We start from the raw sequence: 24,902 nt of genomic DNA, 5'->3' as shown, positions 1-24,902 counted from the left end.
CTTAATTTAATCGCAACATAATCATGCCCTCTACTATATTAAGAGGGCATTCTCATTTTACTGATATTAAGCGTTTTTATTTTGATAAAAAATGATTTCAGGGTCATTGTCATCAAGATTATCAATCTGTCCGCTAGGTATAAAACCGACTCTTAATAGTAATTTTTGCATCAACAAATTAGATTGATTTGTCGATGTAAATAATTTCGGGTGATGGCAAATTTCCTGTAAAGCCTTCAACAATGCAAGACCAACACCTCGGTGGCGAAACCGCTCTGCAACCATTACCATTTCAATAAAGCCGCAACCAAAGAAATGGTAATTTAATACACCATACCCCAGCACTTCGCCATCTTCTTCTGCAAGATAACAGCTTTGATTTATAACCCAATGTTGAATTTGCTGCCCGCGAATAGGATCAACCGTGACATAGGTATCAATATCAATCAGTGAGGCAATATCCTGCAAAGTGGCTAGGCGAATAAGCATGGCGGTTTACTCTTCATTCGTAGTGACGATCCATAGATAAAGATCATAGCGCGACGGGGAGTATCTTTTGGTCGAGGTATTAAATACGGTGATTGCCCCACGGATCATCAGACAAATTAGCATCATCCATTGAATCGTCCTCTAGCATATCAAGATACAGCGCTTCAACTTCAGCCCGTGCCCATGGTGTTCTTCGTAGAAATTTTAAGCTTGATTTAACACTGGGATCTTTGTTGAAGCAGTTGATTTTAATCATGCTGCCTAATTTTGCCCAACCATAATGGTTAACTAATTCTGTTACCTGCATTTCAAGCGTAACCCCATGTAACGGGTCTTTAGATTTATGTTCAGTCATTTGGATTACCTTATGGGGCATTTCAGAGTGTTCAAAGCACGCGAAGGTTACAAGAAATGCAAGGCGCTCGCAATCAATACAGGCGAGAGCACACACCATCGTGAAAGCATAAAAAAATCCCCCAGCAAGCTATCCTGCTGAGGGATGATTTATTCACAAGCTAAACTCGTAAATTACAGAACGTCTACGCAGTTCAGTTCTTTAAATGCTTGTTCTAAACGAACAACCATTGAGTCTTGTGCTTTACGCAACCACACACGTGGATCGTAGTATTTTTTGTTTGGCTTATCATCGCCTTCTGGGTTACCTAACTGAGATTGCAGGTAGCCTTCTTTCGCTTTGTAATACTGTAAAATACCATCCCATGTTGCCCACTGAGTATCGGTATCGATGTTCATTTTAATAACACCGTAGCTAACCGCTTCTTTGATTTCAGCAGCGCTTGAACCGGAACCACCGTGGAAAACGAAATCTAAGCTGTTATGTGGCAGGTTAAATTTCTCAGATACGTAATCTTGGGAGTTACGCAAAATTTTTGGCGTTAATTGTACGTTACCTGGCTTATAAACACCGTGTACGTTACCAAAAGAAGCTGCGATAGTGAAACGAGGGCTGATAGCGTTCAGTTTTTCGTAAGCGTAAGCCACGTCTTCTGGTTGGGTGTACAGCTCTGAGCTGTCCATGCCAGTGTTATCAACACCGTCTTCTTCACCACCAGTACAACCTAATTCGATTTCCAGAGTCATGTCAATTTTTGCCATGCGCTCTAAATATTTAGAACAGATTGCAATGTTTTCTTCCAGAGATTCTTCTGACAGGTCAATCATGTGAGAAGAGAACAGAGGTTTACCGGTTTTCGCGTAGTGTTTTTCACCCGCATCTAACAGACCGTCAATCCATGGCAGCAATTTCTTCGCACAGTGGTCAGTGTGCAGAATCACTGGCACACCGTAATGCTCTGCCATTTGGTGTACGTGGTACGCACCCGAAATAGCACCTAAGATAGCCGCTTGTTGCCCTTCTGCTTTCAGGCCTTTACCCGCGATAAATGCAGCACCACCGTTAGAGAACTGTACAATAACAGGAGCACGTACTTTAGCTGCCGCTTCAAGTACAGCGTTAATTGAATCAGTACCAACACAGTTCACAGCTGGCAATGCAAAGTTATTTTCTTTGGCAACCGCGAAAACTTTCTGTACATCATCACCGGTGATAACACCAGGCTTAACAAAATCAAAAACTTTAGACATGTGAAAAGGTCCTGTGGTGAACAGGCAGCCTACGCTGCCTGTTGTGTATGAACAATTTAATTACGCTTTAGCACGTTCTTCTAGCATGACAACGGCTGGGAGCTTTTTACCTTCAACGAATTCAAGGAAAGCACCGCCACCGGTAGAGATGTAGGAAATCTTATCAGCGATACCGAATAAATCGATCGCCGCTAGGGTGTCACCACCACCAGCGATTGAGAAAGCGTCGCTGTCTGCGATAGCACGAGCAACGATTTCAGTTCCCTTACGGAAGTTAGGGAATTCGAATACGCCCACAGGGCCGTTCCAAAGAATGGTTTTCGCATTTTTCAGAATTTCAGCAAGACGTTCTGCGGATTCATCGCCTAAGTCCAGAATTTGCTCATCATCTTTGATAGCGTTACTTGCTTTCAGTGTTGCTTCAGCAGTTTCTGAGAACTCGGTAGCCACGCGAACATCAGTTGGCACTGGGATTTGGCAGTTAGCCAGTAATTTTTTCGCTTCTGGGATCAAGTCCGCTTCATACAGTGAACGACCCACATTGTTGCCTTCTGCTGCGATGAAAGTATTCGCGATACCACCACCCACAATCAGTTGGTCAGCAATTTTAGACAGAGAATCTAATACAGTCAGTTTAGTGGAAACTTTAGAACCGCCTACGATAGCAACCATTGGGCGCGCTGGATTACCTAACGCTTTGCCTAATGCTTCTAATTCATTACTTAACAGCGGGCCTGCACACGCAACTGGCGAGAATTTAGCCACACCGTGCGTTGACGCTTGAGCGCGGTGAGCAGTACCGAATGCATCCATAACGTAGACATCACACAGTGCTGCATACTGTTTAGACAGGGTTTCGTCGTCTTTCTTCTCGCCTTTGTTAAAGCGCACGTTTTCTAAAACCACTAATTCGCCAGCAGCGATATCAACACCGTTCAGGTAGTCTTTAACTAAACGAACTGGGTTGTCTAATTTTTCTGCCAGATAGTCAACAACAGGTTGCAGTGAAAACTCTTCGTTGTACTCACCTTCCGTCGGACGACCGAGGTGGGAAGTAACCATGACTTTAGCACCTTGTTTCAGCGCTAATTCAATTGTTGGTAATGAAGCACGGATACGTGCATCTGAAGTAACTTTACCGTCTTTAACAGGAACGTTTAGGTCCGAACGAATGAAAACGCGTTTACCCGCTAAGTCCAAATCGGTCATCTTAATTACAGACATGGTGAATCCTCTTGTTGATTCTCTATAAAGTTTTCATTAGCGACTGTACGAGGTGGTCAATAGTGTATTTATCTATTGTGCCCCGCTGTCTATCAGACGCCAATTAGTTTAAACCTGTTGCTGCCATCGCTAGGGTTGTATCTAGCATCCGGTTAGCAAACCCCCATTCGTTATCACACCAAACGAGGGTTTTGATTAAATTTTTGCCGCTAACTCGTGTTTGCGTGCCATCAATAATCGCGCTGTGCGGATCATGATTAAAATCCATCGAGACTAACGGTAGTTCAGTATAGTCTACTATACCACGAAAATGCCCGTGCGCGGCGCTCTGTAATAGCTTGTTGACTTTATCAACACAAACATCTGCATCCACCGTGACGCTTAAGTCAATGGCGGTGACATTGGTGGTTGGAACGCGTACAGAAATCGCTTCAAAGCTACCTTGGAATTTTGGAAAAATTCGTGTGATCCCCGCGGCCAATTTGGTATCGACAGGAATAATCGATTGGCTCGCTGCGCGCGTTCTGCGTAAATCTTTATGGTAGGCATCAATCACGGGTTGGTCATTCATGGATGCATGAATGGTGGTGACTGTGCCCGATTCGATACCAAATGCATCATCCAACACTTTGATGACTGGAATAATACAGTTGGTGGTACAAGATGCATTGGAAACAATGTTATCGCTTATTTGTAGGCTGTTATGGTTGACGCCATACACAATGGTCGCATCGAGATCATCGGTTCCTGGATGGGAAAAGAGCACTTTTTTCGCGCCAGCTTGCAGATGCTTTATTCCATCTTCGCGAGAGCCATAGACCCCCGTGCAATCTAACACCACATCCACACCTAACTCTTTCCAAGGTAGCTTGCTGATATCCGCTTGATGGAAAAGACGCATGCTGTCATCTCCAACTTGTAGCTGGTCGCCATTAAGGCGAACATCCCACGCAAAGCGTCCGTGACTTGAATCATACTTCAGCAAATGAGCGATACCTTCTGGTTCCGCTAATTCATTGACCGCAACGACGACAATTTCTGCCCGGCGACCTGATTCATATAACGCTCTGAGAACACTTCGACCAATTCGACCGAAGCCGTTTATTGCTACCCTGATTGCCATTCTACACCTTGTATCTGAGCAAAATCACACGGTTGCTAAGAATAACTGACTACCACCAACTCTACTGCTCATTTTAACTGTCAAACATCAAAAGTGTGCTTCACTCGACATTTTTAAAATTTATTTACATTATGCCAAATGAAACTGAAACGGTTCAGCTTATTAGGTTTTAGATTAAGGGATATATTTAGAGAACGCAATAGAAAAACAAGAAACGGTGCACAAAAAAACAACGCCCCAATACCAAACTTGATATTGAGGCGTAAATTAGGTTAATTCACTTTATTTTCAGAGGTGCGACCGTTTATTCGGAACACACCTCAAGGCATTAAATGAATTATTTCAGCAGAGATTTTGCCGCGTTAACCGCGTTTTCAACCGTAATGCCGAACTCTTTGTACAGCTCATCAGCTGGTGCAGATTCACCGAATGAGTGCATACCAATGATAGCACCATTCAGACCAGTGTATTTGAACCAGTAATCTGCGATACCCGCTTCGATAGCCACACGAGCACTTACGTTTGCAGGCAGAACGGCTTCACGGTAAGCCGCATCTTGCTTGTCGAATGCATCTGTAGAAGGCATAGAAACCACGCGAACTTTACGTCCTTCCGCAGTCAGTTGGTCAGCCGCTTTCACCGCTAATTCAACTTCAGAACCCGTTGCAATAAAGATAAGCTCAGGCGTGCCTGCGCAATCTTTCAGGATATAAGCCCCTTTCTCGATATTCGCTAATTGCTCAGCGGTACGAGGTTGCTGTTCCAGGTTTTGACGAGAGAAAATCAGTGCGCTTGGGCCATCTTTACGCTCAATTGCATATTTCCATGCAACCGCAGATTCCACTTGGTCACATGGACGCCATGTGCTCATGTTTGGTGTCACACGCAGGCTTGCCAGTTGTTCTACTGGTTGGTGTGTTGGACCATCTTCACCCAGACCGATAGAGTCATGAGTGTAAACGAAGATGCTGCGAATTTTCATCAGTGCTGCCATACGTACTGCATTACGCGCGTATTCAACGAACATTAAGAACGTTGCGCCGTAAGGAACGAAACCTCCGTGCAGAGCGATACCGTTCATGATAGCGGACATACCGAATTCACGAACACCGTAATGGATGTAGTTACCCGCTTTATCTTCATTCAGAGGTTTGGAGCCAGACCACATGGTTAAGTTACTTGGCGCTAAGTCCGCAGAGCCGCCCATGAATTCTGGTAATACTTTACCGAATGCTTCTAACGCGTTTTGAGATGCTTTACGGCTTGCGATATTTGCTGGGTTTTGTTGCAGGTTTTCAACGAATTTTTTCGCTTCTGCATCAAAGTTCGCTGGCAGTTCACCCGCCATACGACGTTCGAATTCTTTCGCTAATTCTGGGTGTGCTTTTGCGTATGCCGCAAATTTTTCATTCCAAGAATGCTGTTTTTCTTTGCCCGCTTCGCGCGCATCCCAAGCTTGATAGATATCTGCTGGGATTTCGAATGGACCGAATTTCCAGCCCAGTGCTTCACGAGTTGCCGCGATTTCTGCATCACCTAAAGGTGCGCCGTGAACCGCTTCGGTGCCTGCTTTATTTGGTGAACCAAAACCGATAACGGTTTTGCACATAATCAGCGTTGGTTTGTCTGATTGTTTGTGTGCTTCGTTCACTGCAGCGTTGATTTGGTCTGCATCGTGACCATCGATGTCACGGATAACATGCCAGCCGTATGCTTCGAAACGCGCTGCGGTATCATCAGTAAACCAGCCTTCAACTTCACCATCGATAGAGATGCCGTTGTCATCGTAGAATGCGACCAGTTTATTTAATTTCAGGGTACCCGCTAATGAACACACTTCGTGGGAGATACCTTCCATCATACAACCGTCACCCATGAACACATAGGTGTGGTGGTCGACAACGTCATGACCTGGGCGGTTAAATTGTGCCGCTAAAGTACGTTCTGCAATCGCAAAACCGACTGCGTTTGCAATACCTTGGCCTAAAGGACCCGTGGTGGTTTCAACGCCTGGCGTATAACCATATTCTGGGTGACCCGGGGTTTTAGAATGTAATTGACGGAAGTTCTTTAACTCATCAATAGATAAGTCATAACCTGTCAGGTGCAGCAAGCTGTAAATTAGCATGGAACCGTGACCGTTAGACAGTACAAAGCGGTCGCGGTTAGCCCAATGTGGATCTGCAGGGTTATGATTCATATGGTTGCGCCAAAGAACTTCAGCAATGTCAGCCATGCCCATTGGTGCGCCAGGGTGCCCTGATTTTGCTTTTTGAACCGCATCCATACTTAGAAAGCGGATAGCATTAGCAAGGGTTTTACGAGTCGTCATTAGTATACTCCAAGTAGGATAGAACGTACTTAAACCAATATTCACAACGCAATAGGGAATTATTGCGGTTTATAGAGTTAGCCTCAATAATTCGAGCCGCAGGTGCATAAAAGCTTATTAGACCTACCCACAACTTGAAGTTTGGCGATGAGACCCTACGAAACTAGCGCAATTTCATCCATACAGCAATTATTTGAAACAATATGACAGCAGACTGCGGATCTTTATCGCAACCGTCAAGCTGAATCCTTTCCATTGCGCAAAATATCCCTTTGAGTTCTTCGCTTTGCGCAATTACCTAACCTTATTAAACCTGAGTTCACCACTTAGGATCAAGGTGATTTATGCTTCTTGAGTAATTAGCCTCAATATTAGTGATATTTGGCAAATTTTTTGTTGGAAAACCCACACAAAACAACAAGGGCGCCTATATTCGCGCCCTTCATTACATAATTTATCACACTGCGTTATTCCACAGGCTAATCAACGCTCTGTCATCGCCTGTTTCATCCGTGTGATCGGTTTAATTAGGTAATCAAACACACTTTTTTCACCCGTTTTGATATCTACCGATGCCACCATTCCCGGTATAATTTCCATTTTCTGGTTATTTTTGTCTAACAAGTAATTGGTATCCGTTTCGACAAGAATGCGGTAGAACGTCTCATCGGGATTGAGCTTTAACTCACTGCGGCGAGTATCATTGCTTAAGGTGTCTGGGCTGATTAATTTCACAACCCCATTTAGGCCACCATAAATAGCGTAATCATAGGCGGTCACTTTAACCACGACTGGCATTCCCGGTCTTAAGAAAGCCACATCCTGTGGACGAATATAAGCTTCCACCATCAATTTGTCATCGAGGGGAATGATCTCAAGGATGTCTTGCCCTGTATTCACCACGCCACCGATGGTATTGATCTTAATGTTTTTTACGATGCCGTGAACGGGTGCGCGGATCTCCGAGCGAGTGACTGGATCTTTACGCATGCTCATTGTCTCTTCTGCTTGATCCAGCTCCGATTCCACTTTCACCAATTCAGCGTTTGCTTCCGCAAGGTAGTTATTTATGCGTTCGTTAATTTGTGTCGCTAATTCAACGGACTGTCTTTCCATACGCAGAATTTCCACATTGGAGACTAACCCTTCTTTCGCCAGCGGTTTGGTGATAGCAATTTCTCTGTCTAATAATCCTTTGCTTTGACGTAAGCCTGCAATAGCTTGGTCACGCTGCGTTTTTTTCGCGTTATAGGCGTTGGTTTCACGCGCGACTAATTCTTGATCAACTATCTTTGAAAAATCAGGAAGTTCGTTGCGAGATTCTCCCTGCAAACGCGCTGAAATAGCTTCAAGGTTTTGCACTCGCGCTTGGCTTTCACGCAATAATGCCATACTGCGCGCATCATCCAACTTCAGCAAAATTTGCCCTTTTTCAACAATATCGCCCTCTTTAACATACATTTCTTGGATATTGCCAGGGTCAATACTCTGGATCACTTGTTCACGGCTACTTGGAATGATGGTTCCTTGCCCACGAATGATCTCTTCTAAGTGACTGTTATAGGCCCAGACCACAAAAATCGTCAGTAACAACGCCAGAAAGATAATAGGCAAAAACAGTAAGTTACTGCGCTCTTTTCTCATCACGGATTCTAGATCATGAGAAAAGTCACTGGAAAAAGTGCGATGCTCTTTTGGCGCTTTACCATAACTCTCCATTTTAAATCGCCCCTTCTTCTTTATTAATTACGTGTCTAACCTGTGAAACAACTCGCACTTGTGGCGCAGGCTGTGGAGTGGGTTTATCTGTGGTAACTGTGCCAGTGGCTTGCTCCGTTTGTCCTAACGCTTTTAAGACTTTCTGCTTCGGTCCATCAATTAAAATTTTGCCTTCATCCATCACGATAATGCGGTCAACTAAACGTAAAATTGGTAATTTGTGAGTGACGACAATCAGCGTTTTATCTTTTGTCCACGTTTCTAACGCATCCAGTACCAATTTTTCGGTATCCACATCAATGCCCGTGGTTGGCTCATCCAGTAACACCACATTTGGGTTATGCAAGGTTAACTGTGCCAGTGCCACCATCTGTTTTTGTCCACCTGAAAGCCCTAAACCATCTTCACCAAGGGGCATATCAAGCCCTGCAGGGTGCTGACGAATAATTTTATCAAGCTGGAAGCGTTTGAGCGCGCGCACTAAATCGTCATCGCTGGAATAGCCATCAAGACGTGCTAAATCCAAGTTTTCACGCAGGGTTCCGAAGAATAAACGCGGCTTTTGCGTCAGCATGCCGACTTTGCTTCTGAGGAAAATCGGGTCAATTTGGCGAATATCGAGGTCATCTAAGCTGATATTCCCTTGCTGTTGCTCATACAAGCCTGTCAGTAGCTTCAGTAATGTACTTTTCCCACCACCGATTTTTCCGAGGATCGCGACTTTCTCCCCCGCTTTGATCTCTAAGTTAATGTTGTTTAATGCAGGCTGCCCATCTTTACTATATTGATAAGTCACATTCGCCAGTCGTAATGCCCCGTGAACTGCAGTCGGTGAAATGTATTTTTTATGATCTTCGCGTTCGATAGGACGGCTAAAGATATTGCGCACACCAGCTAATGCCATACGCGCTGATTGGAAACGTGTTGCCAGCCCTGCAATTTGCCCAAGCGGTGCTAGCGCACGACCGGATAAGATCACGCTGGCGATCAGCGCCCCCATTGTAATACGCGAGTTCACATCGTTTGCGTGGATCAAGTAAGTCCCTACACACACTAAACCCACGGTATTGAGCTGCTGCATCGCCGCACTGAAGTTGACCATAAAGTTAGTTAGATTGCGCACTGCAATGGATGAAAATGCCGTTTTCTCTGTGAGTATTTCCCAACGTTGTTGCGCCCAATTCACCGCGTTATTTAACTTTAAGGTTTCGATCCCTTCGATGGATTCCACCGCTAAGCCTTGGCGTTGAGAAGTCTCTTTCATTGAGGCGTTGATCCCTTTCGCCAGTGGCTTTTGGATCACAATGCCAGCGATCACCACAATCGGGATAATGGTCAGTGGCACCAATGCTAGGTAACCACCAATCATGCTGATCACGCCGATAAACAGCAAAATAAACGGCAGATCGACGAGAGCGAGTAAACTCGCGCTGGTCATAAACTCACGAATGGATTCGAAGTCACGTAAATTGTTGGCATACGATCCCGATGACGCTGGGCGTTTATCAAGGCGGATCCCCATCACGCGGTGGAATAGCATGGCACTGATCACGATGTCTGCTTTTTTCCCTGCGATATCTAATAGGTAAGATCGCAGCATTTTGGCCAGAAATTCAAAGCCAATTGCCAGCACAACACCAATAGTCAGTACCCATAAGGTTTCGTAAGCTTGATTTGGGATCACGCGGTCATACACGTTCATCACATACAGGGAACTGATTAACGCTAATAAGTTGATCACAAACGATGCAATGATCACTTGGTAGTAATATTTTTTATAACGCCAAATCACTTTCCAGAAGCCACTGGTTTCGTATTTATCAATTTCTGAACGGGTTTCTGAGCGAATATTACGTTTAATAAACCAGCTGTAGCCGCTGTAGTTCACTGCCAGATCTTGCACGCTTAATGTTTGACGTAAGCCTTCTTCTGTTAAGATCTCAAAATAGCGTCCATTTTCGCTATCTTCAATTTTGCTGATCACCACCGATTCATTGTTTGCCAACAGCACCAGAAACGGCGCTGCAATCGTCGGGATCTTATGCAGATCGATTTCAATGATCTGGTTATCAAATTGATGGGAGTTCAGCACATTCACCAGCGACGCATAATCGAAAGATTTCGATTCTGTGCGTTTAGTTTGTGCTAATAAAATTTCCGGTGAAAGGGTATAACCCAAACGCTTGGTAACTAAAGATAGGTTATTAATAATGTTCATAATTTATCTGGAAGCCAATTCTTGGTTCATCCATGCAGACATTTTAGCCTGCACACTGAGGTAATTGAGTGTCGCGTCACGGAAGTCGTTTTGTAAGATAACCGCGCTGGTTTGAATGCTCGCCAGCTCGTTATACGCATCAAGCAGGTCTATCAACGTGCGGCGGTTGATGGTGAATTGCTTTTCATAATTACTGATCACCACTTTTTGCTCGGCAATATAGGCTTTGGCAATGTTTCCTTGCTTTTCACTTTGCGCCATATTGATCGCCGCAGATTGGCTCATCTCTTTGATTTCACGGAATGTCTTTTTAATACGCTCATTGGCTGCGGACAGGGCATACTCTTTCTGCGCTTGGCTGTAATAGCTTGCTTGGTCGAAAATATTCCAAGAAACACGTAAGAAAACTTCGCTATTATCTGGCGTCGCATTAACTTCTAAATTCAATGCTGGCTTTCTCATGGCGCTGGCGACTTTAACGTCAGCATCAAGGCTTTGGGCATCGGCCACTTGGGCTTTATAGCTTGGGTTATTTTCTAGATTATCTTCTTGAAATTTGGCTAAAATCGCACCGCTGGTCGTTGCTCTGAAAGGGTCAACAAATTGGTCAACGGTTAGCTGGCGCTGAGTCAAAATCGATAATTGACTCAGGGCTAAATTCAGGTTTCTTTCTGTTTCGGCGCGGCTCATTTCCACTTTTAAAGTGCGCGCTTTTACTTGCGTTAATTCACTCATTCGACCAGAGTCATGCTGAACAATCGTGGTCAGTTGCTTTTCAATTTGGTGATGGCGAACGAGATTTTCATCAATCACATCAAGGGTTTCTTTGTGACGTAAAACCTGCAAATAAAGCTGGCTGATGCGCACGCTGATATCTTCTTGAGAAAGAATATATTGGTTTTCATAGTAACTTTGCTTGGACTGTTCACGGTCTACACCCGCTTCAATTCCGCCCCAAGCATAAATGTTCATGGTCGCTTTGGTACCGAGGTGAAATCCCGATTCCATCGCGTTACTTTCGTATTTATGTTGCTGCGCAAGAGGCTGAGTGCCCATTAAACTGACGACAGGGTAATGCCCAGCTTCCGCTGCACTAACATTACTTTGCGCTGCTTGATAATTGGCATAAGCCTCTTGGACTTCTGGGGCATTATCGAGTGAATCTTTTAATAGGTTTTTTAATTCAACCACATCTGCCACAGCAGAAAGAGAAAGCATCTTCACGAAGCATATCGCTAAAATGCTATTAATTAGAGATTTCATAAAGTTGGCACAACGTAAATAAAACTGGTGTTGGCGAAAATAAAATATTGAGGGCTACCCATGGTAACCCTCAATAATTAGCCTTAAATAATGGCGCTCTGAGTTTCTTGTAATGCATCTAACGATGAATTCATGAAACCAGTAGAGTGACTTGATGTTGCATTGACATCGGTATCTACTCCATGTAACTCCATTGCACTTTCTGGTGAGAACAGTTTCAGGGCGGTTAAATCAGTATCGTTTAAGCCCGTATTGCCCGACTCTTTTAACTTACTGATATCCACTGAAATTGATGATTTACCACTGGTTCCGTCGTTATCGGTTAACGTCAGCGTAAAGGTCTCTTTTTCCATTCCTGTTGGGCGTGTTGCCCCCGGACGATAGGTTAAGTGACCAAAGTTTTTCTCACCTAAAGAGATAGAGAGTAAACCGCCCGCATCGGTTTTAACGGCTAATTCACCCTGACCAAAATCAACCCACATGCTCTTATCAAGGTTATCTGACGTTATTTCCTTAGTTGTAGGATCGTATTTGTAAGTGTGGCCATCGACTTCAATGCTGATGGATTTCATGCCATCCGCGCCGAAGCTCAGGGTTTCCTTGCCATCATTCGCTTTTGAGAAGCTACTTTCGATGGTGTTTTCGTTAGGAACATATTTGCTCAGGATGTTGCCTAAAGAGCTCATATCTTCTAATACAATCACGTCACTTCCATCATTATCTGTAACTTTTTTCCCATCAAAAGCGACTGGTTTTAAGTAATCCTCTCCCGTTTTACCATTATGATCCTTTTCGACCATGACAGGACCAATACCAATCGCGACAGAGCGAATCCCATTTTCAGTTAAGAATTTAGTCCATTTATCCTCACCAATATCAGAGTAAGAATCCCCTGGTTTATAATTATCTGGAGATTTTGCACTAATACCTTCCCCATATGGTTCATTACCCATATTCGGAGTTCCATCACTAATAAAGAAAAACGTATTGTCTACATTTTGATCTGTAATAGGACCTTTACCTAACTTATTGGGATTTTGGTATATATCTACAATTTGTTGTAATGCATCATCATAGTTAGTGTTAGTCGTGATCCCTAACTTCTTAGATACTTCAAACTGTTTCTTTTTCATTCCATCGATGATTTCTCTTGCTTCATCAATAGAGAACCAATATGACGTATCATGTGAAGACTTAAAATCAGGATGAATAGCCGATGCCTTGTCAGCAAATCCATTAAGACTTATGCGCACATCACCTTTATCTGCACTATTCAGGCGCTCTTCATAGTTATCAAGTAACGTCTGCATTGCATCTAAAGCCGCATCATATCGCGTTTTAATTCCAGTTCGAGTATCGTCACCTTTTATACCGCTATCCTCAGCATCCATACTAGTCGAGAAGTCTAGTGAAATAATGACGTTCGCATAGAAGGTATTTTCTGCTGGCGGCTCTACCGACAACTCCACATCCGCAGCGCTTGGCTTATCATCATGCACCACGATTTGGGTTTTCACTTCATCGGTGCCATTCTTGACACCAAACTCAATATTCAGAGAGTCTTTGCCTGCAGGGTGATCGACAAGACCTTTGAGATTAACTTTGTAGTCAACCGTCGTTTGACCATTATCGGTTGTGCTGTTGGCTGTCAACGTAATCACTTCTTTACCGTCAGCGTCTTTACCTACAAAACCATTATCGGTACTTTCCCAAGTGATAGGCTTACCACCGGAGGTTAATTCCGTTGTTGGTTTAGTGATCTGAATATCTTGCTCAGCAACTGGCTTATCTTTTGGGTTTGCGAGAATGACTTTTCCATCAACAAGGATTTTAGAATCACCCGCAGTACCATCCGTTCTTAAACCTTTTTCGTAAACATCAACCGCTTCGGATCCTTTCTCTTTAATCGAGATAGTGACGGTTGCTGTATTTGAAACGTTACCATTCTTATCAAACACTTGGTAAGTGATGGTATCAGTCCCTGTCACACCCGAATTTGGTGTGTAAACCAGTTTTCCGTCCACAATCGTGGCCTTTCCTTTATTACCATTAGACACGATTTCTAATGTGGACAGGTCGGCATCCTTATCCAAGTCACTGACGTTATCACGCAGATCTACCGTTACTGGCGTATCTTTTAAGGTAATACCGCTGTCATTGGTTGCTACTGGCGCCGCGTCGATTTCGATGGTTACGGTAGCGATATTAGAGACGTTGCCGTTACTGTCTTTGACTTGGTACGTGATGGTGTCCGTACCGTGCGCGCCGTCATTCGGGGTGTAGATCAGCTTGCCATCGGCATCAATAGTCGCAACACCTTGTTTGCCATTGCTGACCACTTTCAGGGTGGAAAGATCGTAGTCACCGTCTAAATCGCTGATGTTATCGCTCAAGTCAACAATCGCTGGCTTACCTTGCACGGTGCTGCCTTTGTCGTTTTCGGCGATTGGCGGCGCTTCGATGGTAATGACCACCGTCGCCGTGTTCGACACATTACCCTGTTTATCAAACACTTGGTACGTGATGGTGTCCGTGCCGTGCGCGCCGTCATTCGGGGTGTAGATCAGCTTGCCATCGGCATCAATAGTCGCAACACCTTGTTTGCCATTGCTGACCACTTTCAGGGTGGAAAGATCGTAGTCACCGTCTAAATCGCTGATGTTATCGCTCAAGTCAACAATCGCTGGCTTACCTTGCACGGTGCTGCCTTTGTCGTTTTCTGCGATTGGCGGCGCTTTGATGGTAATGACTACCGTCGCCGTGTTCGACACATTACCCTGTTTATCAAATACTTGGTACGTGATGGTGTCCGTGCCGTGCGCGCCGTCATTCGGGGTGTAGATCAGCTTGCCATCGGCATCAATAGTCGCAACACCTTGTTTGCCATTGCTGACCACTTTCAGGGTGGAAAGATCGTAGTCACCGTCTAAATCGCTGATGTTATCGCTCAAGTCAACAATCGCTGGCTTACCTTGCACGGTGCTGCCTTTGTCGTTTTCGGCGATTGGCGGCGCTTTGATGGTAATGACTACCGTCGCCGTGTTCGACACATTACCCTGTTTATCAAATACTTGGTACGTGATGGTGTCCGTGCCGTGCGCGCCGTCATTCGGGGTGTAGATCAGCTTGCCATCGGCATCAATAGTCGCAACACCTTGTTTGCCATTGCTGACCACTTTCAGGGTGGAAAGATCGTAGTCACCGTCTAAATCGCTGATGTTATCGCTCAAGTCAACAATCGCTGGCTTACCTTGCACGGTGCTGCCTTTGTCGTTTTCGGCGATTGGCGGCGCTTTGATGGTAATGACTACCGTCGCCGTGTTCGACACATTACCCTGTTTATCAAATACTTGGTACGTGATGGTGTCCGTGCCGTGCGCGCCGTCATTCGGGGTGTAGATCAGCTTGCCATCGGCATCAATAGTCGCAACACCTTGTTTGCCATTGCTGACCACTTTCAGGGTGGAAAGATCGTAGTCACCGTCTAAATCGCTGATGTTATCGCTCAAGTCAACAATCGCTGGCTTACCTTGCACGGTGCTGCCTTTGTCGTTTTCGGCGATTGGCGGCGCTTTGATGGTAATGACTACCGTCGCCGTGTTCGACACATTACCCTGTTTATCAAATACTTGGTACGTGATGGTGTCCGTGCCGTGCGCACCGTCATTCGGGGTGTAGATCAGCTTGCCATCGGCATCAATAGTCGCAACACCTTGTTTGCCATTGCTGACCACTTTCAGGGTGGAAAGATCGTAGTCACCGTCTAAATCGCTGATGTTATCGCTCAAGTCAACAATCGCTGGCTTACCTTGCACGGTGCTGCCTTTGTCGTTTTCGGCGATTGGCGGCGCATCGATGGTAATGACTACCGTCGCCGTGTTCGACACATTACCCTGTTTATCAAATACTTGGTACGTGATGGTGTCCGTGCCGTGCGCGCCGTCATTCGGGGTGTAGATCAGCTTGCCATCGGCATCAATAGTCGCAACACCTTGTTTGCCATTGCTGACCACTTTCAGGGTGGAAAGATCGTAGTCACCGTCTAAATCGCTGATGTTATCGCTCAAGTCAACAATCGCTGGCTTACCTTGCACGGTGCTGCCTTTGTCGTTTTCGGCGATTGGCGGCGCATCGATGGTGACGGTCACCGTCGCTTCTTCAGAAACGTTGCCGTTCTTGTCTTTAATGGTGTATTTAATGGTATCCGTGCCGTGCGCCCCTTCATTCGGGATGTAAGTCAGTTTGCCATCTTCACCAATGGTCACGGTGCCTTTGGTACCCGGATTGGTGATCACTACGCTGTTTTTGTCCAGATCGCCATCGAGATCGGTGTCGTTCGCAGTGATATCAATTTCCACCGGTTTATTATGACGCGTATCTGCAACATCATTGCCCGCTACTGGCGGCGCATCGATGGTGACGGTCACCGTCGCTTCTTCAGAAACGTTGCCGTTCTTGTCTTTGATAGTGTACTTGATGGTGTCCGTGCCGTGCTCACCCTTATTCGGAGTGTAGATCAGCTTGCCATCTTCGCCGATGGTCACGGTACCTTTGGTGCCCGGATTGGTGATCACTACGTTGTTTTTGTCCAGATCGCCATCGAGATCGGTGTCGTTCGCAGTGATGTCAATTTCCACCGGTTTATTATGACGCGTATCTGCAATATCATTGCCCGCTACTGGCGGTGCATCGATGGTGATGGTCACGGTCGCTTCATTCGACACGTTGCCGTTCTTGTCTTTGATAGTGTACTTGATGGTGTCCGTGCCGTGCTCACCCTTATTCGGGGTGTAGATTAGCTTACCATCTTCGCCGATGGTCACGGTGCCTTTGGTGCCCGGATGGGTGATCACCACGCTGTTTTTGTCCAGATCGCCATCGAGATCGGTGTCGTTCGCCGTAACATCAATTTCAACTGGGGTATTGTGGCGAGTATCGGCTTTATCTTCGTTGGCGACTGGCGGCTCAGTGATATCAATGGTCACGGTCGCTTTGTTGGATACGTTGCCATTTTTATCTTTAACTAAATACGTAATCGTGTCTTGGCCTGTTGCATCTGGGTTCGCGGTGTACACCAGCTTACCATCAACAACTTTGACGGTGCCTTTGGTTGGTTCACCCACAACTTCTAATGTGGTTGGGTCAATATCACCGTCAAGATCGGTATCATTACCTAAAACATCTAATTCAACTGGCGTGGCTTTGTTGGCTTTGGCTGAATCGTCGTTTGCTACCGTCGGCGCATCGATGTTGATGGTGATTGTCGCATCTTCAGAGACGTTACCGTTTTTATCTGTCACGGTATAAGTGATGGTGTCAGTACCCACTTCGCCTTTATTCGGCTGGTACACTAATTTGCCATTAACAAACTTCGCGAAACCTTTGCCACCATTGGTTTTAATCGCTAAAGAGTTATGGTCAACATCACCGTCTTTATCGGAGTAGTTGTTTTCCATATCGATGGTGACAGGCTTAGATTCTTTGGTCACAGCAGAATCGTCTTGCGCTTCTGGTGCTGCATCAATTTTTACGGTGATGGTCGCAACATTCGACTCGTGGCCAGCGCGGTCTTTTACCACGTAAGTGATGGTATCTACGCCATATTCACCCTTTTTAGGGGTGTAAATAATGTTTCCATCTTTACCGATTGTCACGGTTCCTTTAGAACCTTCTTTGACGATACGGATAGAGTTCGGATTTAAATCGCCATCAACGTCACTGTCGTTCGCAGTAACATGGATCGTAACTGGCGTATTATGTTTTGCATGTGCAGAATCATCACCCGCAATAGGTGCATGGTCGACAACTTTAGAATGACCGCCGCCACCGCCGCCGCCACTGATTGCAACAGCCGGAATACCGATAAGAGGAACCAGTGCAGCTAACCACCATGGGTTAAATGCCCACAATGGTGGTAATGCATCGCCACCAATGGCTTGCCCAGCCGCTTGGCCGTCCGCTAATTGGCTGATGGCATCTGCTTTTACCGCACTTTCAGGAACATATGGGAAGTATTGGCCATTTTCATATTGACCAATAATGAGGTTTGCATCGCCTTCTTGGTAACCAATGGCACCATTCTCAGCAAAGTAATTTTCAATAATTAAATCAGGGCTTTCTACATCACCGCCCTCAAATGCGATGACAAGGTTTTTATCAACGCGCTTAACCGCGATGTTTTCTGGTGCGAATTGTGTACTCTCGTCAATTAATAAATAGTTTACATCTTTTTGTGCATTAATATGCAGTGGTTGTTTTAATTTACCTGCACCGTTTTCCCCACCAGTAACAGAATATTGCTCAATCGTCTCTTTGCTATTATTAACTTTAATTGATATTTTTTTAATAGACATAGTTATCCATTGCCTCGTATCGGACAATTATTTATTGAATTAAATTTAGTTTAAAATAGGATTAATTATTGGCAGCTTCGAGCTACATCCACGCGCGGTAAAGTATGAACTTGAGTACTAACATTTCCTTTAAATTCATTAACTTCTTTTTCTGTCATTGGTTTTAATGATACTGTTCCATTGCTTTCAGTGACCAAGAACGCATAAGATTTCCCAGGCTCTAGTGGCTTATTATCGATTTCATTTAACTTAGTATTATAGCGCTCGCTAACATCTGTCTTATATGCAGTAAAATTGTTGTTTCCTGAACATAATTTAATTTGTTTAGTCGCATTAGGCTCTAATGAAGTGAGGTACTGTTTATTCACAAATATATTAATTGTTTTCCCTTCAACTTGATTATCTATTCTATAGAAAGAAACTAGTGCTTTATTACTTTCGACTTCTTTGCTTTCTTTGAGAATATTCTTATTCTTCCATGTTTCATTATTATATCCGTGCAATCCTTCATTGCGAACACAACCCGTCAATGCTGCAATACATAATAGCATTACAACGCCAGTGAACTTTTTCATATTAATCCTTTCAACGCTATGGTGTTTAATTTATGCAAAGAAAAATCCCTCTATGTAATATTAGAGAGAATAAATATTTAAGTGATTTGAATAAATACTAAAGTTGGAAATCATTTAGTTTCCAGCTTAAAAATAAAATAATCATAATTATTTTCGCTTCAATTCAACCTCATAAAATGAGCACCAGAAGCATTTTGTTACATGATGAAAACTTCAGCATTATATCGTTCAAATTTGATATGCGTCAATTTCCCCCCTCTGGATTTTACCAATCCGCAGAAATGCTATCAATTTTAGTCGCTATTCTACCAATTGAATCATAATGAATTGTTTTTATTAATAAAATTGATATGTTAAAAGATTATTTATTTTTCTAACCCATATGGTGTGTGAGAATAAAAACCATAAAATTGATAAAAATAAAATTTAAATTCTATATATATATAAATGAAAAGGATTTAAAGCTGAGTTAAAACCTTTATAAAATAGGGGTCTATAGACCATATTAATATCTATTAACATTCTGGCAAAAATACCTTAATACAAGTAAAAAACGTATTATCATGGAATACTCCCACAGCGTGTACAATATAGGTTTATAGCATTCGAATTAAACACCCTTATCATTTAATCTCCTTCAAAATAGTCAGAACACATAATTAGATATATATATCATCTATTATTTTTAATAATTTCGCTTAAAAAACAAATTTGAATAAAAACTAAGAATATTTTCTTATAATTCCTAATTTATCTAGGAATTATTCTTAGTTAATAAAAATAAATATTAATTTAAATACATTACTAATTTCTATTTCAATATTAAAAAATAACAATCTATCGTTCTTAGGATTAATTCTCATTCCTAAAAACCATTTGAAAATAAATATGATCGCAAGAGTACAGTAAACAGAATAGACAGTAATAAGCCACCTAGCTGCCCTCGGAAGAGTGAGAATGGGTGCAAGTCGAGGCATGTGCACCCAAAGGCAGGAAATACCATGTAGTTGGTGATTTTAAAGCAAAAAAAAGCCCCGAGTCATAAGACTCAGGGCTTAATAAATTGGCGGAACGGACGGGACTCGAACCCGCGACCCCCTGCGTGACAGGCAGGTATTCTAACCAACTGAACTACCGCTCCGAAGTTCCCTACTGGGAACGCCAAGCATATTACGAATACTTGATATAACAGTCAACTCTTTTTCTTGAAAAATCGTACAGTTGAGCAGTTTTTAGCCTTGTCCGATTACAAAATTGTCGACCTCAATGAAGCGTTTCGTCATCTTGCTCAGTTTGCCGCCATAAACAGGGCTTTCCCCCTTTTTTATCCACGATATCTAAGCGGGCTTCATGCTCTGCAATTTCTTCTGCAGAAGCATAAATAATTTTTAATCCACTGACTGGGCGCTCAATACGTTGAATTTCATTGGCTTGCTCTGTATTGCTGGATTCAGAGTCCATTGAAAATGCAAGAGAGGTTTGCCCCCCTGTCATCGCTAAATAGACGTCAGAGAGGATCTCAGCATCGAGTAAAGCTCCGTGCAATGTTCGCTTGGAGTTATCGATAAGGTACCTATCACATAAGGCATCTAAGTTATTACGTTTACCGGGGAAAATCTTGCGAGCTAATACTAAGCTGTCGGTAATGGTGCAGAATTCTGAAGTTGGAGGAATTCCTCTGTTAAGCTTACGAAATTCGTAGTCCATAAAGCCGATATCGAAGGGCGCATTGTGAATGACGAGTTCTGCACCGCGAATAAATTCGATAAACTCATCGGCTATATCAGCAAATACTGGTTTGTCTTGCAAAAATTCATCACTGATTCCGTGGACTTCGAAAGCTTCCGGGTCAACGAGACGGTCTGGTTTGATGTACACATGGAAATTGCGTCCTGTTAAGCGGCGATTAATCACCTCTACAGCACCAATTTCAATGATATTGTGCCCTTCATAATGAACACCAAGCTTGTTCATACCTGTGGTTTCAGTATCGAGGACAATTTGTCGGGTTATCGCCGTGCTCATAATGTTTTTTTGTGTCAAACTAGAAGTTGATGAATAAGGAAGAGTGTAACAGAAATGACAAAGCAGGTAGAAATTTTCACTGATGGGTCTTGTTTAGGCAACCCAGGGCCCGGCGGATACGGTATCGTACTTCGTTATCAGCAACATGAGAAAACACTCAGTGATGGTTTTTTCCTCACCACCAATAATCGTATGGAATTACTCGCAGCAATCGTTGCTTTAGAATCACTTACCCGACCATGCGATATTATCCTGACCACCGATAGCCAATATGTACGTCAAGGGATCACTCAGTGGATCCACAATTGGAAACGCCGCCAATGGAAAAAAGCGGATAAATCGCCAGTGGTCAATGTGGATCTTTGGAAGCGTCTCGACCAAGCAATTACGCGCCATACCATCGATTGGCGCTGGGTAAAAGGTCATGCGGGTCATGCGGAGAATGAAAAGTGTGATGAATTAGCTCGCGCCGCGGCCAATGCGCCAACAAAAGAAGATACAGGCTACCAGCCTACTCAAGAATAGTCAGATTCAAATTTAACGAAGTTGCTTCGATTTACTGATTTCTTTCGTTGCACCCAACGCTGTTGAAATTTTCACCTTAGGCTGCTTAAATTTCAGGGGCGTTGGCATTAATGGATATGTCCGCTTTCTTGCAACAATCACGCTGATCACACCAATTCCACCACAACGTTTATTGACCCGTTTTTCCGATGAAGCCCAAGGAAGCACTTGGCAATTTCGGTGATATAGCACCTCATAATTGAGTAACCCTAGCCAATCAAATACCCGGAGAGAAGGGAAAAAGCGGCTACAGTAAGGCTGCTGCTTACGCAAAATAGGCACTAATTTGGCCATTCCTGCTAGGCTAAATGGGTTAAACCCCGATAAAATCAGCCAACCATCATCGAGCAATACCCGATCAACTTCCCGCAAGATCCAATGCGGATCATGGCTATAGGCCAGCAAATGGGGCATTAAACAAGCATCAATTGTCTTATCCGCAAAAGGCAAAGCTTCCGGATTTGCCGCGACATCAAATACGTGAGGATCTTCACCTAGCGTAAATTGATGAGGGATCATGCACTCTTTAGTGTGGATTTCTGTACTCAAATGCCCTAATTTAAGCAGGTGAAAACCAAAAATTTTTTGCCACCAAGGCGCTAACTGGGCTTCCAAGGCTTGGCGATAGTGTTCACCAAAAGGAATATCAGACCAACTGGCGGGCATTTGAATCTTTTCTTCAATACGCGCAGGTTTCATAACATTCCCCTTAAAAATCGGATCGAGGTTGATTATGGAGTTAATTCGAGTACCAGCGTTAAATGATAATTACATTTGGCTACTAGCAAACAACCAGCAATGTATCATTGTTGACCCTGCTGAGTCAGAGGCGGTTCTCTCAATATTAACGGCTAACCAATTGACCCCTGTTGCAATTTTACTCACCCATCATCATAACGACCATACTCAGGGTGTGAAAGACATTATTGCTCAATATCCAAAACTCCTCGTATTTGGTCCCCAAGAAACCTTAGTGAAAGGTGCGACAGAGTTGGTGTGTGATGGCGATTCCGTCTCTATTGGTGACTTCAATTTTCAAGTTATCGGTCTCCCGGGCCATACACTTGGGCATATCGGTTTTTACCAAGCTCCTTACCTATTTTGTGGTGATACATTATTTTCAGCTGGTTGTGGACGGATCTTCGAAGGTACTCCCGAGCAAATGTATCAATCAATTCAAAAAATCGCAGCACTTCCTGATGATACTCTCATCTGCTGTGCGCATGAATATACGCAGTCTAATTTACAATTTGCTCATCATATTTGGCCTGAAAATGAGACAATTACAAATTATTCCGAAAAAGTAAGAATTTTACGTAATAATCAGCAAGCAACAGTACCTAGTACATTGAAAACTGAGAAAAACATCAACATTTTTTTACAGTGCGATAACCCTGAATTGCAACAAAAACTGAACATTAATATGACAAATCCATCATTACGAGCAGTTTTTACATTATTACGCCAATTAAAAGATGAATATTGATGTATAATTATTGTCAATAACAGCTAAAGCCAGTATTATCTGGTCAACTTTTAAACATTAAAAACAAAGAAAAACTGAGCTAATGAAGATAATCGCGACCCTCATCGCCATTGTTTTGCTTGCGGGCTGTCAAGGCACTTCCAAAGTCACCGTTAAGCAACCAAAATCTTCAGCCAACCACTCAATTGACTCTGTTGCATCCCATAACCAGGCAGCAAGTAGACAGGTTTCTAAAGTCGATCATGACCTTTGGGGTTATATTAGTGGTGAGCTGAAGATGGATATCCCCGAAAACGCAACAATTCGGGAAATGGCCAATAGTTACTCTAATAAACAAAGTTTTATCTATGATGTGGCAGTAAGAGCAGAGCCTTACATGTACTTAATTGTAGATGAAATCAATGATCGTAGCTTACCAATGGAATTAGCCTTAATTCCTGTCATTGAAAGTTCATATAATCCTAAAGCCACTTCTCCTGCGCAAGCGGCGGGCCTTTGGCAAATCGTTCCCATTACTGCACGCTCATATGGGTTAAAACAGACACAATGGGTTGATGAGCGACGTGATGTTGTGACATCCACAAAAGCGGCTTTAGATCTCCTTGAAAATCTGAATATTATGTTCGGTCACGATTGGGAGCTCACACTTGCTGCTTATAACTGCGGTGAAGGTTGCGTACAAAACGCGATTAAAAAGAATGAAGCTGCTGGCTTACCAACAGATTTTTGGTCTCTTCAGTTACCGAAAGAAACCAAACAATATGTTCCAAAGATCCTTGCGCTTAGCCAAGTTTTAAGACAACCAGAACGCTATCAAGTCAGATTACCGAAAAGTAATAAGAGTAGAGGGTTAACGCAAGTTGATGTGGGACAACAAATCACATTGACTCAAGCTGCTGAATTGACAGGTTTAACGGAAGAATCCATTAAAACCTATAATTCGGGTTATACCCGAGGTGTTACGTCGCCAAATGGTCCGCATTATATTATGTTGCCCACTGCAAAAGCTGAGCAGCTAAAAGTTTCACTGACGGATCAAGACGTATTAAATGATATTCGTAACGCCGTAGCACAAAACCGTTATGCTCAAGCCGCAGCCAGTAACATCCAGACAGCAAAAGCGAACTCAAAGCAAGCTAAAACCTTTAGATATAAAGTTCGCAAAGGTGAATCTATCGCAAGTATTGCTAAAAAATTCAATACAACGGCAAAGAACATCCAACAGCTAAATGGGTTAAAAACAGCGAAAGCTAATATCGTTCCAGGACAAACTTTAAAAATTTCAGGTACGACACCGACTAGCACTAGCAATAACCGTAAAGGTGGAACCTACAAAGTCAGAAAAGGCGATAGTTATTACAGCATTGCTAAGCGCCATGGAATTAAACTTAACGACCTGATGAGTTGGAACTCAGGTGTTAAAATGGCAGATTTAAAGCCAGGTGTTACATTGAATTTATATCTTTAAATTAAATATTTCAAAAATCCTCATAAAGGTTAAACCTTAGGGGATTTTATATTAAATAAAATTCAACGATTAGAAATAAGCTATTTAATTAGGCTTAGTCTCGATCACAATTTGAGTGGTAACATACATCTAAATACACTTAATAGCCGAAATCGCACAATATCATTTACATTCTTCATTAGAGTGTGATAGAAAAAATAATTAGCCCGATTTTTCCTAATCCCCCCTCACGGTTCCCACCTTAAAAAAGTCATTATTGGGTGGTGACTTATGAAATAAAAGTGCTATTATTATTGATGTGGCGAAAGCAATCTGAGCAATCAGTTTATATTTGAATATTACTTTTATATTAGTGACAATCTAAAAACTCTCTCAATTAGTGATAATCTTATATTTATCAATATGCTAACTATGTTTTTTATATTGAAAACAGATGCTTATATTTAGTTGATATGGCA

The 24,902-nt window shown here is 43.2% G+C and carries 16 protein-coding genes and 1 tRNA gene; 3 read left to right on the top strand and 14 right to left on the bottom strand.

The genetic code is table 11. From position 1 onward, the window contains the following. Nucleotides 1-66: 66 nt before the first annotated feature. The 13 genes from LDO51_RS10710 to dnaQ form a co-directional block, all read right to left on the bottom strand. Complete coding sequence (locus LDO51_RS10710; protein WP_225574560.1) at nt 67-489, bottom strand: GNAT family N-acetyltransferase; 423 nt, start codon at nt 487-489, stop codon at nt 67-69. 79 nt (nt 490-568) lie between these two features. Next, nucleotides 569-844, bottom strand: coding sequence for a VF530 family DNA-binding protein (locus LDO51_RS10705; RefSeq protein ID WP_225574559.1), 276 nt, complete (start codon nt 842-844; stop codon nt 569-571). A gap of 173 nt (nt 845-1,017) precedes the next feature. Beyond that, a complete protein-coding gene (fbaA, locus tag LDO51_RS10700) occupies nt 1,018-2,094 on the bottom strand; it encodes a class II fructose-bisphosphate aldolase (RefSeq protein ID WP_225574558.1) in 1,077 nt (358 codons plus the stop codon). A 60-nt stretch (nt 2,095-2,154) separates the two neighbouring features. After that, the gene (pgk, locus tag LDO51_RS10695; RefSeq protein WP_036953968.1) at nt 2,155-3,318 is read right to left on the bottom strand and encodes a phosphoglycerate kinase; all 1,164 of its coding nucleotides are present in this window, start codon (nt 3,316-3,318) and stop codon (nt 2,155-2,157) included. A 103-nt stretch (nt 3,319-3,421) separates the two neighbouring features. Next, complete coding sequence (epd, locus tag LDO51_RS10690; RefSeq protein WP_225574557.1) at nt 3,422-4,441, bottom strand: erythrose-4-phosphate dehydrogenase; 1,020 nt, start codon at nt 4,439-4,441, stop codon at nt 3,422-3,424. A gap of 337 nt (nt 4,442-4,778) precedes the next feature. Further along, on the bottom strand, nt 4,779-6,773 hold the full coding sequence (tkt, locus tag LDO51_RS10685; protein ID WP_225574556.1) for a transketolase: 1,995 nt from the start codon (nt 6,771-6,773) through the stop codon (nt 4,779-4,781). A gap of 483 nt (nt 6,774-7,256) precedes the next feature. Beyond that, nucleotides 7,257-8,492 (bottom strand): HlyD family efflux transporter periplasmic adaptor subunit, encoded by a 1,236-nt coding sequence (locus LDO51_RS10680; RefSeq protein WP_225574555.1) that lies wholly within the window; start codon nt 8,490-8,492, stop codon nt 7,257-7,259. A gap of 1 nt (nt 8,493) precedes the next feature. Further along, nucleotides 8,494-10,710 carry a type I secretion system permease/ATPase gene (locus LDO51_RS10675; RefSeq protein WP_225574554.1) on the bottom strand — a complete coding sequence of 739 codons (2,217 nt, stop codon included), beginning with the start codon at nt 10,708-10,710 and terminating at the stop codon, nt 8,494-8,496. A 3-nt stretch (nt 10,711-10,713) separates the two neighbouring features. Then, entirely contained in the window at nt 10,714-11,973 is a 1,260-nt protein-coding gene (locus LDO51_RS10670) for a TolC family protein (RefSeq protein ID WP_225574553.1), read from the bottom strand. A gap of 83 nt (nt 11,974-12,056) precedes the next feature. Next, nucleotides 12,057-18,326, bottom strand: coding sequence for an Ig-like domain-containing protein (locus LDO51_RS10665; protein ID WP_225574552.1), 6,270 nt, complete (start codon nt 18,324-18,326; stop codon nt 12,057-12,059). A gap of 65 nt (nt 18,327-18,391) precedes the next feature. Then, complete coding sequence (locus LDO51_RS10660; RefSeq protein WP_225574551.1) at nt 18,392-18,901, bottom strand: cell envelope biogenesis protein OmpA; 510 nt, start codon at nt 18,899-18,901, stop codon at nt 18,392-18,394. Nucleotides 18,902-19,965: 1,064 nt separating this feature from the next. Next, nucleotides 19,966-20,042 (bottom strand) — tRNA-Asp (locus tag LDO51_RS10655). Between the two features lie 122 nt (nt 20,043-20,164). Beyond that, nucleotides 20,165-20,926 carry a DNA polymerase III subunit epsilon gene (gene dnaQ / locus LDO51_RS10650; RefSeq protein ID WP_225574550.1) on the bottom strand — a complete coding sequence of 254 codons (762 nt, stop codon included), beginning with the start codon at nt 20,924-20,926 and terminating at the stop codon, nt 20,165-20,167. Between the two features lie 54 nt (nt 20,927-20,980). Between dnaQ and rnhA the strand changes: the two genes are divergently transcribed. Further along, on the top strand, nt 20,981-21,451 hold the full coding sequence (rnhA, locus tag LDO51_RS10645; protein ID WP_036953952.1) for a ribonuclease HI: 471 nt from the start codon (nt 20,981-20,983) through the stop codon (nt 21,449-21,451). Between the two features lie 12 nt (nt 21,452-21,463). Here rnhA and LDO51_RS10640 read toward each other — a convergent pair whose 3' ends face one another. Continuing rightward, nucleotides 21,464-22,189, bottom strand: a complete 726-nt coding sequence (locus tag LDO51_RS10640; protein ID WP_225574549.1) for a class I SAM-dependent methyltransferase — start codon at nt 22,187-22,189, stop codon at nt 21,464-21,466. A gap of 34 nt (nt 22,190-22,223) precedes the next feature. Here LDO51_RS10640 and gloB point away from each other — a divergent pair, with 34 nt between their 5' ends. Further along, complete coding sequence (gene gloB / locus LDO51_RS10635; protein ID WP_225574548.1) at nt 22,224-22,976, top strand: hydroxyacylglutathione hydrolase; 753 nt, start codon at nt 22,224-22,226, stop codon at nt 22,974-22,976. 82 nt (nt 22,977-23,058) lie between these two features. Further along, nucleotides 23,059-24,444 carry a murein transglycosylase D gene (gene mltD, locus LDO51_RS10630; protein ID WP_225574547.1) on the top strand — a complete coding sequence of 462 codons (1,386 nt, stop codon included), beginning with the start codon at nt 23,059-23,061 and terminating at the stop codon, nt 24,442-24,444. Nucleotides 24,445-24,902 lie beyond the last annotated feature (458 nt).

Source organism: Providencia alcalifaciens (genome assembly GCF_020271745.1).
Lineage (GTDB): Bacteria > Pseudomonadota > Gammaproteobacteria > Enterobacterales > Enterobacteriaceae > Providencia > Providencia alcalifaciens_B.
This window is presented reverse-complemented; position numbering and strand designations above follow the sequence as displayed.

Bases quoted from the DNA above. Each gene is read 5' to 3' on its own strand.
- LDO51_RS10710 (WP_225574560.1), bottom strand. From the start codon at position 489: ATGCTTATTCGCCTAGCCACTTTGCAGGATATTGCCTCACTGATTGAT.
- LDO51_RS10705 (WP_225574559.1), bottom strand. From the start codon at position 844: ATGACTGAACATAAATCTAAAGACCCGTTACATGGGGTTACGCTTGAA.
- fbaA (WP_225574558.1), bottom strand. From the start codon at position 2,094: ATGTCTAAAGTTTTTGATTTTGTTAAGCCTGGTGTTATCACCGGTGAT.
- pgk (WP_036953968.1), bottom strand. From the start codon at position 3,318: ATGTCTGTAATTAAGATGACCGATTTGGACTTAGCGGGTAAACGCGTT.
- epd (WP_225574557.1), bottom strand. From the start codon at position 4,441: ATGGCAATCAGGGTAGCAATAAACGGCTTCGGTCGAATTGGTCGAAGT.
- tkt (WP_225574556.1), bottom strand. From the start codon at position 6,773: ATGACGACTCGTAAAACCCTTGCTAATGCTATCCGCTTTCTAAGTATG.
- LDO51_RS10680 (WP_225574555.1), bottom strand. From the start codon at position 8,492: ATGGAGAGTTATGGTAAAGCGCCAAAAGAGCATCGCACTTTTTCCAGT.
- LDO51_RS10675 (WP_225574554.1), bottom strand. From the start codon at position 10,710: ATGAACATTATTAATAACCTATCTTTAGTTACCAAGCGTTTGGGTTAT.
- LDO51_RS10670 (WP_225574553.1), bottom strand. From the start codon at position 11,973: ATGAAATCTCTAATTAATAGCATTTTAGCGATATGCTTCGTGAAGATG.
- LDO51_RS10665 (WP_225574552.1), bottom strand. From the start codon at position 18,326: ATGTCTATTAAAAAAATATCAATTAAAGTTAATAATAGCAAAGAGACG.
- LDO51_RS10660 (WP_225574551.1), bottom strand. From the start codon at position 18,901: ATGAAAAAGTTCACTGGCGTTGTAATGCTATTATGTATTGCAGCATTG.
- dnaQ (WP_225574550.1), bottom strand. From the start codon at position 20,926: ATGAGCACGGCGATAACCCGACAAATTGTCCTCGATACTGAAACCACA.
- rnhA (WP_036953952.1), top strand. From the start codon at position 20,981: ATGACAAAGCAGGTAGAAATTTTCACTGATGGGTCTTGTTTAGGCAAC.
- LDO51_RS10640 (WP_225574549.1), bottom strand. From the start codon at position 22,189: ATGAAACCTGCGCGTATTGAAGAAAAGATTCAAATGCCCGCCAGTTGG.
- gloB (WP_225574548.1), top strand. From the start codon at position 22,224: ATGGAGTTAATTCGAGTACCAGCGTTAAATGATAATTACATTTGGCTA.
- mltD (WP_225574547.1), top strand. From the start codon at position 23,059: ATGAAGATAATCGCGACCCTCATCGCCATTGTTTTGCTTGCGGGCTGT.